The following is a 14,111-nucleotide window of genomic DNA, read 5'->3' as shown; positions in this document are numbered from 1 at the left end:
ATGGCTGCCTGAATCGGGCCTATTCCTTTTTGTAAGACATCTTTACTTTGGAGCTCTCGCGCAGCCCGCTCTTCGTGACAGAAACATATACACTTCCTGCCTTCTTCCCTAATTGTTTAACAGAAAGGGTCGTCGAAGTTCCAGCTGATTTCTTGGAAACGAGGAGCTTGCCGCCGCTCGCTTTGTTATAGACCTTAATGGTATCACCTTTTTTAATGCTTTTAACGGTGATCGTATCAGATTTACCTTTATTGTTTTTCACCTTGATTTGACTAGCCTTCAGCGGAGCGGATGGTTCCGCCTTATACGAGATAGCTGTCTTTGAACTTCCAAGCAGCCCTGATCTTGTGATACTTACATAAACCTTTCCAGCCTTTTGGCTGAGCTGCTTCACAGATAGGTCCACAGATGTCCCCTTGGATTTCTTGCTCACAAGTAACTTGCCACCACTGGCTTTATTGTAGACCTTAATTGTGTCACCTTTTTTGATGCTGCTGACTTTGATGACATCATTCTTCGCACGGTTATTTGTGATTTTCACCTGTGATGCCTTTAAAGGAGCGGAAGGTTCTGCTTTATAGGATACAGCTGTTCTTGCGCTTTCTAAGGAACCTGCTTTTGTATTCGTAACATAAACCTTTCCAGCCTTTTGACTGAGTTGCTTGATAGAAAAGGTTGTCGAGGTACCAGTAGATTTTTTGCTGGCCAAAAGCTTGCCGCCGCTGCTCTTATCATATACCTTGATTAGATTTTCTTTTTGAATACCACTGACAGTCACGCTGTCATTCTTATTGTAGTTATTCTTAACGGTGACTTTGCTGGCAGCAAGGGCAGCTGTTATGCTTTGTACTTTTAGGTTATATGGAGTGCTAGAACTACCATTAATTCTGACATAATAAGTGTCTGGAGCTAACTCAATGGTTTTCGTTGCAACCCCTGATGTAGTATCCTCAGGGACCACCCACTCAAGTTCTCTCTCTCCATTCTCCACTGTCATAATATCGACTGAATCACTCACGCTGAACTTCAGTTTCTCTTTCTTTGTCAGCCTGAATGAGTAAACATCATTATCATATCCACCATTATGAAAGCCTTGATAGCTGGAATTCAGTTTTATTGGATCTGCTTCTGCCTTCTTATCATTCAATTCTGTCTCATAATTGGTTCCAGCTGTGAATTTCAATTCTAGTTGATAAGGAATCTGTTCATTGGAGAGGGAATCTCCTGAAACACTCATATAGTAGGTTCCAGCTGGCAGTCCAATCTCCATACTGGTTGAGCCGCTCTTTAATGGGTTTGTAATGAGATAATCGTAATCCTTTTCATCCTCATTCATCAAACCAAAATATAATTCTCCTTGCTTAGAATTGCTTAATTTCACTGTTACTTTGCCTGGCTTTGTCAAAGTGAATTTATAATAGTCACGATAATCCATATCGTCATCTACATAACCGCTTGTTTTTGTATTTAGGCTAAGTAATTGAGATTTAGCAATATGATTATTTGGTTCCTTCTCAAAATTTCCTTTTGCCTTGAAACCTAACTGAATATCATACTTAGAAGACTCACCATATCCATCAATCATGATATAGATGACCTGTCCCTTGGCAAATCCCATAGTGGTCTTCATCGGACCTATTTCATTTTCTGAGTCTAAAATCGCTAAAAGGTCATCCCCTTGACTATCCCATACAGACACATCGATTGAATCACCTGTGTTTGCCATAGAAATAGAGAGTTCACCATTATCAGGCATCGTAACCTTATAATATTTAGTTGAGTAATCCGTCAACTCTCCCTTTAAAGCAGCAGTTGCGGTAACTGGAATAGCTGTGCTTTTTGTTTCTCCTTCAGATGTTGCAGCTTCACCTAGATTATTTGTATAAGCGGGATTGATCATTGACAATAATAAAACTACCCCTAAAAAAGCCATGAAAATTTTCCTCATGAACATCCTCCTATAATAATTATGCAATCATTGTAAATATACCATAATAGTGTAATTTTAGTCATGTTTAACCAAAGGGGAGTTTTACTAAATGAAAAAGACCAAATCCAGAGCTAAGTGCTGAACTTGGTCTTTCGTTCTGTTATATGATTTATGCCATTGCGGCTACACGTTGGTCTCGATATCGGATGTTATGGATTCCGATGACGTTGAGGAATTTCTTGATCTCTTTCATTGCGGCTGTTTTATGTCCTTCCATGACCACGAGGTCGGTGACAAAGGCGATCTTAGGATATTGGTGCACGCGTTTCTTCGGATTCAGGATTGGCTCTTCTTCAATTAATTGAGCATCCATCTCCTCCTCACAGGTTAGGATGACAGCTTCTCCTATCTTCATATCAGCTTGATCAAAAAAGAACGAGAATTCAATTGAACATTCCCCATCGATAAATTTCGGTAAGACTCTTACATTCAATTCCATTGATGCCCAGCCTCCTTCATTTCCCATTTGATAACAGTTTAACAGGTTTAGCAAATAGGTTGTCAGGCCACTGTGCTAGAAAAATCGTTGGATATATGCATATTCATACAGGAATGCTTATGTTTCCTTTATTTTTATAACTCAAGGAATATTCTTAGATGAATATTTTCTGCTTTCTCTATTGTACTTGTTTACGATTTAATAATCTAGGTGTTTTTGTAATATTTCAGAAATTTTCTTTATCTCGCTGTCATCAATGACGTCATAATAGACACCATTTATTTTTTTAGCACTCCCTTGCATATTTATGCTATCAAGATGCTGGAGAGCAGCCTGGAAATGCTTCTTGATTTGAAACATCTCCTTGATGGTGAAGTTTGTTTTGACATTATTCATGAGGGCGGTCGCAATCTTGTCGTAATGGGTGAGAGATTGCAGGTCAGCTCCCTTGCGGATAACCTCCTCAATGACCTTTTGCTGCCTTTCATGCCGTTCCTCTTCGCCATTCTCATTCAGCTGGCGCATCCGGATATAGGCAAGAGCCTGCTTTCCATCGAGGCTAATGCGTCCTTTTCGGAAATGGTAGCCCTCATAGGAGAAGGCCTTCTCATTCTCGACTGTGATGCCTCCCATCGCGTCAACAACATCCTCCACTCCCTCCATATTGATCTTGACGAAGTAATCAATCGGAACGTCCACAAATTCCTCCACTGTCTCCATCATCAGCTCCACCCCGCCTGTCTTGTAGGCATGGTTCAGCTTATCAGGCTGGTCCTGACCGGGGATGTCCACCCTTGTTTCCCTGGGGATATGGAGAAGCTTAATGGACTGAACTGCCGGGTTAACGGTCAGCACCATGATTGTTCCGGCGTTTCTCCTGACCTCTCCATCATCATCGACCCCAAGGAGAAGAACGGAGAACGGCTCCTTTTTCTCTAATTGAAGGGCCTCCTCCCGCAAGTTTGACTGCCTTTCGGCGAGCGGGTCTGAGATGGATTGGTACGCTTCATAGATGGGGATGAAGAGGAGAGCGGCGAGGAGGAGGATAAGGGCACTGATCCACACCCATTTATGTTTCCTGATCCACTGCTTACTCTTCATAGCTTCCTCTTTTACTGTTTTATTCTCTAGTGTTTTGCCAGAAGCTATCTTTTCATACGTTTTTTTCATGATGTTTGTTACAATTAAGAGTAAACTTGGTTACACTGTCGGGTAAGGAGAATGATGTATGCATGATGCACTAAAATTCTATGGCGATCGCATAGCCGGCGTGCTTTCACCAAAGTCAATGAACGATGTGAATGTTGTTACGAAAGGCCTCGTCCTATACCGGCAAGGAATGGTGACGAAGCTCCAAATAGAAGATGAACTAATCCACGGGGTCGTACAGGATGTGATGAAGGTCGATGTGACGCTTGATCTGACATTTCCGAGCAATAGCTCCTGCTCTTGCCCGGCGATCGATCTTTGCCGTCATCAGTTGGCTGTTTTTTTTGCGGCCTACAGCAAATCCGCGAGCGTATCTGACTGGGTGGAGGAGTGGAAGAATAAGAATAATGCGCTGTACGGGCTGAAGAAGTCACTCGAGTCCGGTCCTGTCTTTAAAGAAACGAAGGAAAAACCGATGAATGCGAAGCCGGACCATAACTATGCCTCCTGGAGGGCCTTCTTTGCTGACGTTGCACGGGAGGAGCTGGTCCTGCCCCCTTATTTCATGATGGGCACTCATCGAATCGCCTCCTCTTATCAGCGTGCCATCCAGCGAAGCGAACCGGAGAATCGGCAATGGATTCCGCTCTACCGCAGCATGGCCTATTTCCATGGAATGCGTTATTTATTTGACCAGGATTCCGAATCGCTCGACCATTTCCGGAAAGAAATGCTTCAGCAATCGGTGCATGAGCTCTATCTAGCGCTGATTGATGAGATGAGCCGCTTTGAAACATCGATCCGCCCGTTTGATTCTGAGGAATTCATTGAGGCCTTCCTTGAGGAAACCGTGAGCCTTCTCTATGTGGATTCCTTCACCTTTTACCGCTGGCAGATGTATGTTCTGATTTGGTCCGCAAGCCTTGCCACGAAGGAGGAGCGGGCTGCTGAGATGAGACGGCTTGAGAGCCTGATTCCATCACTAGCCGAGGTGGAGGCGGAGCTTGCGAAGATGATGGTCGTTCACCTGCTGATGCTTGATGGCAAGGATGAGGAGGCACTCCAGTATATCCTTTCCATCGGTCCTGCCGCCTGCTATTATCTCACCTTCATTCTCGAGGAACTGAACGATGAGAAGCAGCATGCCCGTATGATTCCGTTTGTGGAATTCTACTCAAAGAATATTAAAGCCTTCCTGACGTACAGCTATACACAGGAATACAAGCGCACGAATTACTTGTATAATGCCCTGCAAATCATCCGTCCGTTCAGCTCAGCGACAAAACGCTTTGACCTGCTTGAACGAATGCTGCGCGAGACGATTCCGTATTCCTTGATTCCATACTCACATTATTTATATGAGAAAAAGGACTACAAGAAATGGGTCGAGCTGCAGGTGGCTGAGCGTATGAATGTGCTGTTTGAGTGGCCGCAGCAAACAAAGGAGATCCAGAAGGAGAATCCGGAGGTGCTGCTTCCCATCTATCACCAGCAGGTCATTCAGCTGATTGGCAGCAAGAACCGCTCATCCTACCGCGAGGCTGTCAGGTACTTGAAGAAGCTGCGGACGATTTATAAGAAATTAAAACGGGTCCCTGTATGGGAATCCTATATTACCTATATAAGTGAAACCTATAAACGATTGCGTGCATTCCAGGAAGAACTGAGGAAGGGAAAGTTAATTGATGCAGCTGATTGACACACTTTACATCCAAATTGAATTACTCGAAGACGGACGCATTTTTGTTTATGGAACGGATGAAGGAGAGGAGGTTCAGGCTGAGTTCTGGGCACCGAGCTTCTTCCTATGGGATGAGGACAGCTACTACGGAACGAAGCTTGAGATCGCGAAGCTTGACGGTAAGAGCGGTATTATCCTCTCGGCCTATGATTGGATGAAGGTCCTATCGAAGGAGCCGTTCAACAGCTTCATTCAATGGTCATGGTCCAACTGGGCCTCAATCAGCCTTTCTCTTGCTCAGAGCTTGTTTGAGGCTGTGGAGAACGGAACGGTCATGCCGAATTTCGATGAAATGGACCCAAATGCCCTCACCTTCCCGCTCCCGCAGGAAATCATCGATGACTTCCATGAATCCTTCTGGGAGCAGGAGATGGTCAAACATATCGCTGGCGGAGAAACGATTCAGATGACGGTGCGCGATTATGCGAGTGAATGGCTGAATGATGCCGTCAAGGACCGTCCCGGCAACCATCGTGTGCGCGATCTCGTGAATATTTTTGCCGAGAAGGGTTTGCCGGTCAAGGCACTCAGCCAATTCTTCACCGAGGACCGCTGGAATGAGTGGACAGGCATGCGTGATAACGGACTTCTCTTCACCCTCGGCCTGCGCCTGAGCGAACCGGATTTCGCCGCTGGCGATGAGGTGGACCAATGGAAGCTTGAACCGTTCATGCGCGGGAAGAAGAAACCCGACCAGTTCTTCCTCTGGTCTGAGCGTCATAAGATTCCGTTCTCCTGGAAGAAACAGCTGGAGGCAGCCGAAGAGGAGCTTGCCCGCTGGAAGGCCTTATTCCCATGGATGGATGATATCCTCACTGAGGACCTGGCTTGGGACTTCCTGACCGATGCCTCCGAGGTGCTTCATATGCTCGGTGCTGAGATTCTGCTGCCATCCTGGTGGCAGGCTATCAAGGATGCGAAGGTGACGATGCGCGCCAAGGTGAAAAACACAAGCCGCCGCAAATCCTTCGTTGGCATCAATGCCCTGCTCGATTATAATTGGCGTTTCTCCGTCAATGGAGCAAACGTATCAGAGGATGAATTCAATAAACTCGTCGAGGAAAAACGCCGCCTCATGTATGTCCAAGGCCGCTGGGTGCGTCTTGACCCGGCTTTCATGAGACGGATGCAGGAGCTGAAGCGTGAGGCCGATGAACGCGGCATTCGCATGATGGACCTCCTCAACCAAGAGCTGACTCAGGACGATGACGAGGAAGCAGTCGATGAGGACCAGTATGCCCGCATTCAATTCGAGCTGAATAATGACTTGAAGCGCTTCATGACGAAGATTCGGTCACTGGCTGATATTCCGCTCATCGATGTGCCGGATACCTTCCATGGCTCTTTAAGACCGTACCAGCAGCAAGGCATGAGCTGGCTGCTCTTCCTGCGAGAGTATGGCTTTGGCGCCTGTCTCGCAGATGATATGGGTCTTGGGAAGACAATTCAATTGATCAGCTATCTATTGGCTGTCAGGGAGAAGAACGGACCGTCCACCTCCCCTGCCTTAATTGTCTGTCCGACATCGGTGCTCGGCAACTGGCAGAAGGAAATCGAGCGCTTCGCCCCTGACTTCAAGGTTCACCTTCATTACGGCTCAAGCCGGAAGAAGGGTGAGCATTTTACCGGCGGCTTCGCTGGAGCAGATGTCGTGCTCACAAGCTACGGCCTGCTTCATCAGGATGAGGAGGAATTCCTCTCCATCACATGGGATGCGGTCGTGCTTGATGAGGCGCAGAACATTAAGAATTCGCATACAAAGCAATCCCGCACCGCCCGCAAGCTGCAAGGGCGCCAGCATATTGCGCTTACCGGGACGCCGATGGAGAACCGCCTAAGCGAGCTTTGGTCCATTTTTGATTTCATCAATAAGGGCTATCTCGGCTCTCAGGCTCATTTTGATAAGCATTTCGCTGCTCCGATTGAAAAGGACGGCGACAAGAAGAAGATTGCCTCCTTACAGAAGCTCATCCAGCCCTTCCTGCTTCGCCGTACGAAGAAGGATGAGGAGGTTGCCCTCAACCTGCCGGATAAGCTTGAGCAGAAGGAATTCGTTACTCTTACCACCGAGCAGGCTGCCTTATACGAGCAGCTCGTGAAGGATACGCTTGAGAAAATTGAGCAATTGAGCGGATTTGAGCGCAAGGGACTGATCCTGCAGATGCTCACCAAATTGAAGCAAATTTGCGACCATCCGGCCCTTTACTTGAAGGAAGAAGCGCCAACTCATATCCTCCACCGCTCCGGCAAAATGGAGAAACTGATCGAGCTTCTAGATGCCGTGTACGAGCAGGATGAGAGTGCACTCGTCTTCACGCAATACATCGAAATGGGTAATATGATCAAGCATATCGCTGAGCGCCGCTACGGCCATAAGGTGCCATTCCTAAACGGCTCTGCCGGCAAGAAGCAGCGTGATGATATGGTCAGTGCCTTCCAGGAGGGCAAGTACCCGATTCTCCTCCTTTCGTTAAAAGCAGGAGGAACAGGACTGAACCTCACCGCCGCTAACCACGTCATCCATTATGACCGTTGGTGGAACCCGGCCGTTGAGAACCAGGCGACCGACCGTGCCTACCGAATCGGCCAGACACGCTTCGTGCATGTCCATAAGATGGTCGCCTCCGGCACGCTTGAAGAAAAGATCGACGCCATGCTTGAGAAAAAACAAAGCTTGAATGACGAAATCGTTCAAAGCGATAACTGGATTACCGAATTGTCCGGTGATGAGCTGAAGGAATTGCTTGTGCTGGATTTATAGAGAGTAAACTGGGGCTCGGACTATTGGTCCGGGCTCCTTTTTTAGGGGGATAATAATCATGGGGATGAGTGTATTCGTTGTGTTTATATTTTTTACGGTGCCAATTTGGGCAGTCGTACTATGTGTGAACTTCATTGCAATCTTGCAAAAGCTGAAATATGAGGAGGACCATCCGCAGAATACGTTTTGGTTTACCGTGTCGGCGACGGTGCTGATTTCTCTCTCATTTTTGGCATCCTAAAAAGAAGGCTGGACCAATTAGGTTCAGCCTTCTTCTTTATCAGCTCGCTTAAGCGATAGATTGTACTTATACACTTCCTCCGGGCTTGAGAGCTTATATCCCAATGCCGGGTTGTAATCAATGAACAGCTCATGATGAAGATAGTCCTTGCTCTTCTCTGAGATGAAGAAAGGAATGCCCTCGAGGTCATGAACCTCATCGCCCTCCTGCCTTTGGTCGATCGATAATTGATAATCAGCGAATAAAGAACAGCTCCCGACATAGGAAGAACCGATACGGATGCCCTCCCCTTCATTCAAATGGAGTGCTTGCAGTTCCTTTAACGCAGCAGGTCTAATCGTTATGGACAATTCCATCTCCGAAACCAGCTCCTTTCAAATGACTAATGAGTTAACATACCCTTCTTGACCTCCTCCAAAACCTTTTATTGACTAAAACTGCCAAATTTCTGTATAATATGCTACAACATTCCATTTAATGACAGACAAAATGTCTACTCTTGTCACATAAGCCAAAGGACTTTCCGATGAATACTCGACCACGGACTGGCATATACATAAAGAAAAATGCCGCACAACCAGATGAATCTTTGACAGGAGATGTTTCCTTACATGACATTACAAGAAAGAATGATGAGACCAGAGGGGTCACGAACAAGCTTACCAATCAAACAGGCAAAAACAACGCTGCGAAACCAAACCGAAATCCTTTCCGACTTGCAGCTCAAGCAAATCCTGCGTCTGCTGCATAAAGACTATAACAATCTTGGGATGACCATCTCCATCTATGAGACGGCCGACCAAGTCAAAGCCGACCGCAGCAAATATGGACAACTCTATCTTGATGACTGGTGCTACCAAGACGCCTTGAACGGCACACTCGGCGGCTACCACAAGCTCGGCACTATTGCCCTCTTCCCCTTCAACCATACCGTCAAGAACCCAGCCTATCGCAAAGGACTCATGCAATTATTCTTAATCCAAGATCTCTTCCATGAAATCCGCCACGCTTACCAGCGTATTCATATGAAAAAACAATATAACACGCCCTATATCACCACCGGCACAAACGGCTACCGCTCCCAATGGATCGAGCGTGACGCCAATCGATTCGCCTATCGCATGATGGAGAAACACCGCAGCACCCTGAACGCTATTCTCGGAATTGACTTTACGTGGAACAGCTGCTGGGGGAGGTTTTATATTACGATTGAACGATGATGGGGTTTGATTAGAATGCCGCTTTCTCGGTTGGGAGGGCGGTTTTTGTTTTTTTGATATGGAGTTGGGCGGGGTTTCGCTCATACACAGGGGGTTTTCGCCCATAAACGGGTGAACTTCGCCCTTAAATCCTGAAATCATGGACATTGTCTGTGAAAAATAATGCCCATCTACGCTCAGAAAGTCAAAATAGACAAGCTATAGTGTTTTTTGAAGGGGATCCTGGCTTTTTCATTGGAATCCGGGCCAAAATAAACCCTTGATGACGATTTTTTGATTTTGCGGGCTTCTCAGGGAGGGCATTCTTAGGAAGAGCCAAAAAAAGCACCAAGCCGACCTCCAGGCCGGCTTGGTGCTTCACTTCTTAATCAAATAAAAGACAGCACTAATCATGCCCCCGATTAACCCGTCCATCATATCAAACATCGTGTCATCTGGATCCCGCCCTTGGGCAGTGAAGTGAAGGATTTTGTCTCCGGCAAATTCGAGCAGCTCCCAGGCTCCTGCCGCGGCCAAGGCAAAGACAATCATGATGGTGGCCCAGAAATGTTTTGGTACTTGTCCGGCGAGTTTCTTCCCGATTAACTGGCGGCCGAGCACAAGGGCCGCGTAGCCAAGCCAGATGCCTGATGTAACATGAAGGAAGTCATCGAAATGATGAATGGCATAGGCACCTCCGAATGTTCCGATGCCAACAGATATAAAAATGAATATGTACGTCATGCTAATCAGAATGGAGTCCAGCGGGTGCTTCGACTTCCATTGCCAGAGGCTGATGACAAGTAAGGATAGACATGTCAGGATGCCCATGAAGCCCTTTGTGCTGAGCCCGCTTATATACATGCACATCGTGCCCGCAAGCATAAGTACCATAACAATCCAAAATAAGATGATTTCTAGCTGTCTGCTTTTCATGGATCATATCTCCTCTCGCTCTATGTATAAGTGGTTTCCTCTCTATTATGACAGAATTTTTTGTGATATTTTGCACAAATGTATTTCCAATAGAAAAAGCCGCGCATATTCGGCGGCATCAAGAGGAGTGTATTCACTTTTCTAAAGTAATGAGGATGTTGAGTTAAGGGGTGTTGGGAATTCATCATTCTTGGTATTGATAATTACGTTCCTTCAAATCAGCGATTTCATTGATAAGCATTTGGAGAATATTCTCGATCCGTTGGAGGTCGTTTTCTGCTGTGCAAACACGGCTGTTTACACTGCCGAGGATGCGGATGAGGTCGGCAAGCATTTCGCGTTCATTCATAGGGCGGGCTCACTCGCTTCCTGTGTCCCTGCCGCCTGCTTTTTCTCGACATTCTTGCGGTCCATGAAGCTTACATTCTCCACAATGACCTCTGTGACGAAAGTTCGCTTGCCATCTGGGTTTTCGTAGGTACGGGTTTGAATCTTGCCGGTAATGCCAACAACCGATCCCTTCTGGCAATAAATCGATGTGTTTTCAGCGATTCGGTTCCAAAGGGTGCAGTTGACGAAATCGACGACATATTCTCCGTTCGCATTCCGGAAGCTCCGTTTTACGGCCAATGTAATATTGGAGACAGCCTTTCCATCAGGGGTGTAGCGCAGTTCAGGATTTTTCGTGAGCCTGCCCACGAGTGTCACTTGGTTCAGCATGTATTTTCACCTCTCTTTTTGTGAATGTATCCGTATCATAATGGGTATTCAGACCCATTGTACATTTGCCTAATTTGAAGTTTCAGCTGTTTTTTAGCGATAAACTTTATGTTTCTCTAGGCAAATTGACTTTTTGCCAATAGGAAGTAGAGTGGGTGGTCGACTTTTGACAATCTCTTCGACAAATTCCTCATTCCTTGTCATTAGCCTGCTCATGCTATAATAGAAAAAAATGGAGACATGGAGGGGCGTCTATGAAGACCTTTAAGCTTGTTTCACTGCAGCTGGTGACAGAGGACGGGGAAGCAGAGGAGATTGAGCTTGTTGATGGCCTTATTATTAATAAGGAAAATGAGGCAAGCACCTGGCTGATTGAAGCATTAATGAACACTGAGCAATATGAATTGGTCAAAAAACAGCTTGAGGGCAAAGGAGATTCCTTTATTATAAGCTGTGTCATCACGAAGAAGGATAACACCCCTGCTTTCTTTGAGGCCTTCTTCAGAAATGCACGCGAGATGGAGGATTATGTGAGCGTATTGTTCAGCGGAAAGCTGCGCAACCGCAGACGTGAGATGGCTGAACTCCTGCTTGATGATCTAATTGATGAGGGACTGACCGGTGCGCAGTTGAAGAGCGCTTTTCGCGACAGCCTCCGCTCCGGAAACCGATAAGTGAAAAAAACTGGCGGGAATTAATCCCCGCCAGTTTTTTGTTTATCGATTGTTGTCTCTTTTATTATTATCATCCGTTCTGTCTGTCGCATCGTCGATTAAATCGTTCGTATCTGTCTCGACGTCATCCTTGATATTATCCATATCATCTCTGAGGTCGTCATCAAGTGTATCGACGCCATTATTTTCACGGTTGTTGTTCGTGTCGTTCGCGTCGTTTAAGTCATTCGCATCGTTGTTGTCGTTGATATCTGTATTGGTTTCCGGAGGAGGGTTTGTATCATTATCATCATTATTGTTACAGCCCACCATTAATACAGAAGCCATAGCCACGCCAAGCAATGCCTTTAGAATTTTTTGCATTCGGATCTTGCTCCTTTCCATTTTCAAGTCTTGACCAAAGGTCTTTTATAGAGTTCCCCGAACGCGCTTGATTATGAGAAGGCAAAAAAAAGAAGCAAGCCCAGATTCAGGCTTGCTAAGAGGGAGAAGTGATATGGTTATCCACCATGATAATATGAATGGCCAATAGCGATTCATATTCTTCTTAATAACCAACTTTCACTCCATATTAAACCTTTTTAGTCGAATTTCGACAATTTGGCCTATGTATTCGGATTACCCAAGGGCAAAAATCAGTTCCGTTTCACAGACAATTTCCCCGTCAACCGTGGCAACGCCCTTCCCTTTGCCGATGGAGCCCCGTACGCGCGTCATCTCGACTTCCAGTCTTAGCTGATCGCCAGGTGTGACCTGCTTCTTAAAGCGGCAGCTGTCAATGCCTGCGAAGAATGGCGTTTTTCCTTTATTCTCTTCCTTCATTAACACAGACACCGCGCCGACCTGGGCCAATGCCTCTACAATCAAGACGCCCGGCATGACTGGATACTCAGGGAAATGCCCGGAGAAGAATGGTTCATTGGCGCTCACATTCTTGATTCCGACTGCTCTTTTCCCCTCTTCCACCTCAATGATTCGGTCTACTAAAAGAAAAGGGTAACGGTGGGGAATGATTTCTTTGATCTGATTGATATCAAGCATATGTATCCTCCTCAATTTTTACACACTAGTCATAAAAAACAGGAGGGGTATCCGCCCCTCCCGCATCATGGTTATTCACCCGTTGTTTTCGTATCCTTGTTGACTAAGTCTGAAATATGAGTCCATGTGGATTTCTCGAAGACATCGCCGGCTTTCCCGTCACCAATGACCGAATAGCCAATCATGGCTCCGCCAATGGCTGCTGTGACAGCGAGTACGGCAACAATCAGGATGCGCGCCCAAATCGGCACAATTCGAAGCCTGATCTTCTCTTCCACCTCAGTCGTTTTCTTTCTCTCTATGCGGCTATTAGGCTCAGTTGACTCTGGCTGTTCGTTCTTCTTACTAACCACTGCTTGCATTGCTCTACTCCTTTAACGAATCCCGTTCACCAGCCCCATCATTTGATCTGCCATGCTTACGGCACGGGATTGGAATTGATACTGCCTCTGCACTTGAATTAACTCAGTCATTTCCGTGCTCACATCGACATTCGATTGCTCGAGCGCCCCTTGCGTAAGAGAAACCTGGTTTCTCAAGGCACCGGTCAGCGGGGTATAAATTTCGTTTTCTGTTACCCCCAATTGTGCCATATTATTCGGGAGAGTAAAAGTATTATCGCTCACATTTTCCAAAAATTGTGGTTTTTCAACAGAGATGATGCCTAAATCAATTGTTTCCGTGCCATTATTTTCATAGGTTACACGAATTTCACCGTCGGAGGCAAATGTCAGCTCCTTCATGTCAGATCCAATCAGGATAGCTTCATTATTCGCATTAAGAACCGGATACCCTTCTGACGTAACCAGCTGCAGCTGATCACCGACTGGGCTTAAATAAAAGGCGCCGTCCCTTGTAAAGCGCGTCTCTCGATTCGCCCCGTTTTGAACGCTTACGGTGAAGTAAAGATTCTCCTTATTGAGCGCCACATCTAAATCCCGGTCTGTTTTTTTGATCGTCCCAAGACCTGTATTCAGTTGGGACTGGCTCATGATAGCGCCGGTGCCGACTCGGATGCCATTTGGTGTCAGCCGCCCCTTCTCCTTCCCTGTCCGCTCCTGATTATTTATCTCCTGTACGAGAAAGTCAGAGAAGTATGCCTGCTTGCTCTTATAGCCGGTCGTTTCCGAATTAGCGAGGTTATGGGAAACTGTGTCGAGCTTCTTCTGCAGCTGCCCCATCGTATTTGAGGCGGTTATCATCATTCTATTCATCGCTCG

Annotated in this window: 16 protein-coding genes; 5 read left to right on the top strand and 11 right to left on the bottom strand. The window is 46.3% G+C overall.

Annotated elements, in window-relative coordinates; translation table 11 throughout:
• Positions 1-19 precede the first annotated feature (19 nt).
• The 3 genes from AC622_RS00870 to AC622_RS00860 form a co-directional block, all read right to left on the bottom strand.
• Positions 20-1,948 (bottom strand): hypothetical protein, encoded by a 1,929-nt coding sequence (locus tag AC622_RS00870; RefSeq protein ID WP_049669352.1) that lies wholly within the window; start codon positions 1,946-1,948, stop codon positions 20-22.
• A gap of 151 nt (positions 1,949-2,099) precedes the next feature.
• Complete coding sequence (locus AC622_RS00865) at positions 2,100-2,429, bottom strand: hypothetical protein (protein ID WP_049669351.1); 330 nt, start codon at positions 2,427-2,429, stop codon at positions 2,100-2,102.
• 198 nt (positions 2,430-2,627) lie between these two features.
• Positions 2,628-3,530, bottom strand: coding sequence for an LCP family glycopolymer transferase (locus tag AC622_RS00860; RefSeq protein ID WP_049669350.1), 903 nt, complete (start codon positions 3,528-3,530; stop codon positions 2,628-2,630).
• A gap of 127 nt (positions 3,531-3,657) precedes the next feature.
• Between AC622_RS00860 and AC622_RS00855 the strand changes: the two genes are divergently transcribed.
• The 3 genes from AC622_RS00855 to AC622_RS00845 are packed head-to-tail and all read left to right on the top strand — an operon-like array spanning position 3,658 to position 8,321.
• The gene (locus tag AC622_RS00855; RefSeq protein ID WP_049669349.1) at positions 3,658-5,277 is read left to right on the top strand and encodes an SWIM zinc finger family protein; all 1,620 of its coding nucleotides are present in this window, start codon (positions 3,658-3,660) and stop codon (positions 5,275-5,277) included.
• A complete protein-coding gene (locus tag AC622_RS00850; protein WP_049669348.1) occupies positions 5,264-8,080 on the top strand; it encodes a DEAD/DEAH box helicase in 2,817 nt (938 codons plus the stop codon). The genes AC622_RS00855 and AC622_RS00850 overlap by 14 nt, the downstream gene beginning before the upstream one ends.
• Before the next feature lie 58 nt (positions 8,081-8,138).
• Complete coding sequence (locus tag AC622_RS00845) at positions 8,139-8,321, top strand: hypothetical protein (RefSeq protein WP_049669347.1); 183 nt, start codon at positions 8,139-8,141, stop codon at positions 8,319-8,321.
• Positions 8,322-8,344: 23 nt separating this feature from the next.
• Here AC622_RS00845 and AC622_RS00840 read toward each other — a convergent pair whose 3' ends face one another.
• Positions 8,345-8,677, bottom strand: a complete 333-nt coding sequence (locus AC622_RS00840) for an iron-sulfur cluster biosynthesis family protein (RefSeq protein ID WP_049669346.1) — start codon at positions 8,675-8,677, stop codon at positions 8,345-8,347.
• 255 nt (positions 8,678-8,932) lie between these two features.
• Here AC622_RS00840 and AC622_RS00835 point away from each other — a divergent pair, with 255 nt between their 5' ends.
• A complete protein-coding gene (locus tag AC622_RS00835) occupies positions 8,933-9,541 on the top strand; it encodes a hypothetical protein (protein ID WP_049669345.1) in 609 nt (202 codons plus the stop codon).
• A gap of 357 nt (positions 9,542-9,898) precedes the next feature.
• Here the strand turns inward: AC622_RS00835 and AC622_RS00830 are convergent, their stop codons facing one another.
• The 3 genes from AC622_RS00830 to AC622_RS00825 form a co-directional block, all read right to left on the bottom strand.
• Entirely contained in the window at positions 9,899-10,456 is a 558-nt protein-coding gene (locus AC622_RS00830; protein ID WP_049669344.1) for a hypothetical protein, read from the bottom strand.
• A gap of 184 nt (positions 10,457-10,640) precedes the next feature.
• Entirely contained in the window at positions 10,641-10,805 is a 165-nt protein-coding gene (locus tag AC622_RS20890) for a hypothetical protein (RefSeq protein ID WP_156185523.1), read from the bottom strand.
• Positions 10,802-11,176, bottom strand: coding sequence for a single-stranded DNA-binding protein (locus tag AC622_RS00825; protein ID WP_049669343.1), 375 nt, complete (start codon positions 11,174-11,176; stop codon positions 10,802-10,804). Before AC622_RS00825 ends, AC622_RS20890 begins: the two co-directional genes overlap by 4 nt.
• A 254-nt stretch (positions 11,177-11,430) precedes the next feature.
• Between AC622_RS00825 and AC622_RS00820 the strand changes: the two genes are divergently transcribed.
• On the top strand, positions 11,431-11,850 hold the full coding sequence (locus AC622_RS00820) for a YwpF family protein (protein ID WP_049669342.1): 420 nt from the start codon (positions 11,431-11,433) through the stop codon (positions 11,848-11,850).
• A 42-nt stretch (positions 11,851-11,892) separates the two neighbouring features.
• On the opposite strand, the gene AC622_RS00815 is transcribed toward AC622_RS00820, so the two are convergent.
• From AC622_RS00815 to AC622_RS00800, 4 genes are all read right to left on the bottom strand, one after another.
• Positions 11,893-12,213, bottom strand: a complete 321-nt coding sequence (locus AC622_RS00815) for a hypothetical protein (RefSeq protein ID WP_049669341.1) — start codon at positions 12,211-12,213, stop codon at positions 11,893-11,895.
• Positions 12,214-12,468: 255 nt separating this feature from the next.
• On the bottom strand, positions 12,469-12,891 hold the full coding sequence (gene fabZ / locus AC622_RS00810) for a 3-hydroxyacyl-ACP dehydratase FabZ (protein WP_049669340.1): 423 nt from the start codon (positions 12,889-12,891) through the stop codon (positions 12,469-12,471).
• A 71-nt stretch (positions 12,892-12,962) separates the two neighbouring features.
• A complete protein-coding gene (locus tag AC622_RS00805) occupies positions 12,963-13,253 on the bottom strand; it encodes a DNA-directed RNA polymerase subunit beta (protein WP_049669339.1) in 291 nt (96 codons plus the stop codon).
• 12 nt (positions 13,254-13,265) lie between these two features.
• On the bottom strand, positions 13,266-14,105 hold the full coding sequence (locus AC622_RS00800; protein ID WP_049669338.1) for a flagellar hook-basal body protein: 840 nt from the start codon (positions 14,103-14,105) through the stop codon (positions 13,266-13,268).
• Positions 14,106-14,111: the final 6 nt, after the last annotated feature.

This window comes from Bacillus sp. FJAT-27916 (genome assembly GCF_001183965.1).
Taxonomy (GTDB): Bacteria; Bacillota; Bacilli; order Bacillales; family Pradoshiaceae; genus Pradoshia.
The sequence above is the reverse complement of the archived record's forward strand: the minus strand, read 5'-3'. Positions and strand labels throughout refer to the sequence as shown.

What these genes read in the sequence shown, in the direction of transcription:
- AC622_RS00800 (WP_049669338.1), bottom strand. Translation starts at nt 14,105, where the DNA reads ATGAATAGAATGATGATAACCGCCTCAAATACGATGGGGCAGCTGCAG.
- AC622_RS00830 (WP_049669344.1), bottom strand. Translation starts at nt 10,456, where the DNA reads ATGAAAAGCAGACAGCTAGAAATCATCTTATTTTGGATTGTTATGGTA.
- AC622_RS00825 (WP_049669343.1), bottom strand. Translation starts at nt 11,176, where the DNA reads ATGCTGAACCAAGTGACACTCGTGGGCAGGCTCACGAAAAATCCTGAA.
- AC622_RS00850 (WP_049669348.1), top strand. Translation starts at nt 5,264, where the DNA reads ATGCAGCTGATTGACACACTTTACATCCAAATTGAATTACTCGAAGAC.
- AC622_RS00835 (WP_049669345.1), top strand. Translation starts at nt 8,933, where the DNA reads ATGACATTACAAGAAAGAATGATGAGACCAGAGGGGTCACGAACAAGC.
- AC622_RS00840 (WP_049669346.1), bottom strand. Translation starts at nt 8,677, where the DNA reads ATGGAATTGTCCATAACGATTAGACCTGCTGCGTTAAAGGAACTGCAA.
- AC622_RS00855 (WP_049669349.1), top strand. Translation starts at nt 3,658, where the DNA reads ATGCATGATGCACTAAAATTCTATGGCGATCGCATAGCCGGCGTGCTT.
- AC622_RS00860 (WP_049669350.1), bottom strand. Translation starts at nt 3,530, where the DNA reads ATGAAGAGTAAGCAGTGGATCAGGAAACATAAATGGGTGTGGATCAGT.
- fabZ (WP_049669340.1), bottom strand. Translation starts at nt 12,891, where the DNA reads ATGCTTGATATCAATCAGATCAAAGAAATCATTCCCCACCGTTACCCT.
- AC622_RS00805 (WP_049669339.1), bottom strand. Translation starts at nt 13,253, where the DNA reads ATGCAAGCAGTGGTTAGTAAGAAGAACGAACAGCCAGAGTCAACTGAG.
- AC622_RS00815 (WP_049669341.1), bottom strand. Translation starts at nt 12,213, where the DNA reads ATGCAAAAAATTCTAAAGGCATTGCTTGGCGTGGCTATGGCTTCTGTA.
- AC622_RS00845 (WP_049669347.1), top strand. Translation starts at nt 8,139, where the DNA reads ATGGGGATGAGTGTATTCGTTGTGTTTATATTTTTTACGGTGCCAATT.
- AC622_RS00870 (WP_049669352.1), bottom strand. Translation starts at nt 1,948, where the DNA reads ATGAGGAAAATTTTCATGGCTTTTTTAGGGGTAGTTTTATTATTGTCA.
- AC622_RS00865 (WP_049669351.1), bottom strand. Translation starts at nt 2,429, where the DNA reads ATGGAATTGAATGTAAGAGTCTTACCGAAATTTATCGATGGGGAATGT.
- AC622_RS00820 (WP_049669342.1), top strand. Translation starts at nt 11,431, where the DNA reads ATGAAGACCTTTAAGCTTGTTTCACTGCAGCTGGTGACAGAGGACGGG.
- AC622_RS20890 (WP_156185523.1), bottom strand. Translation starts at nt 10,805, where the DNA reads ATGAATGAACGCGAAATGCTTGCCGACCTCATCCGCATCCTCGGCAGT.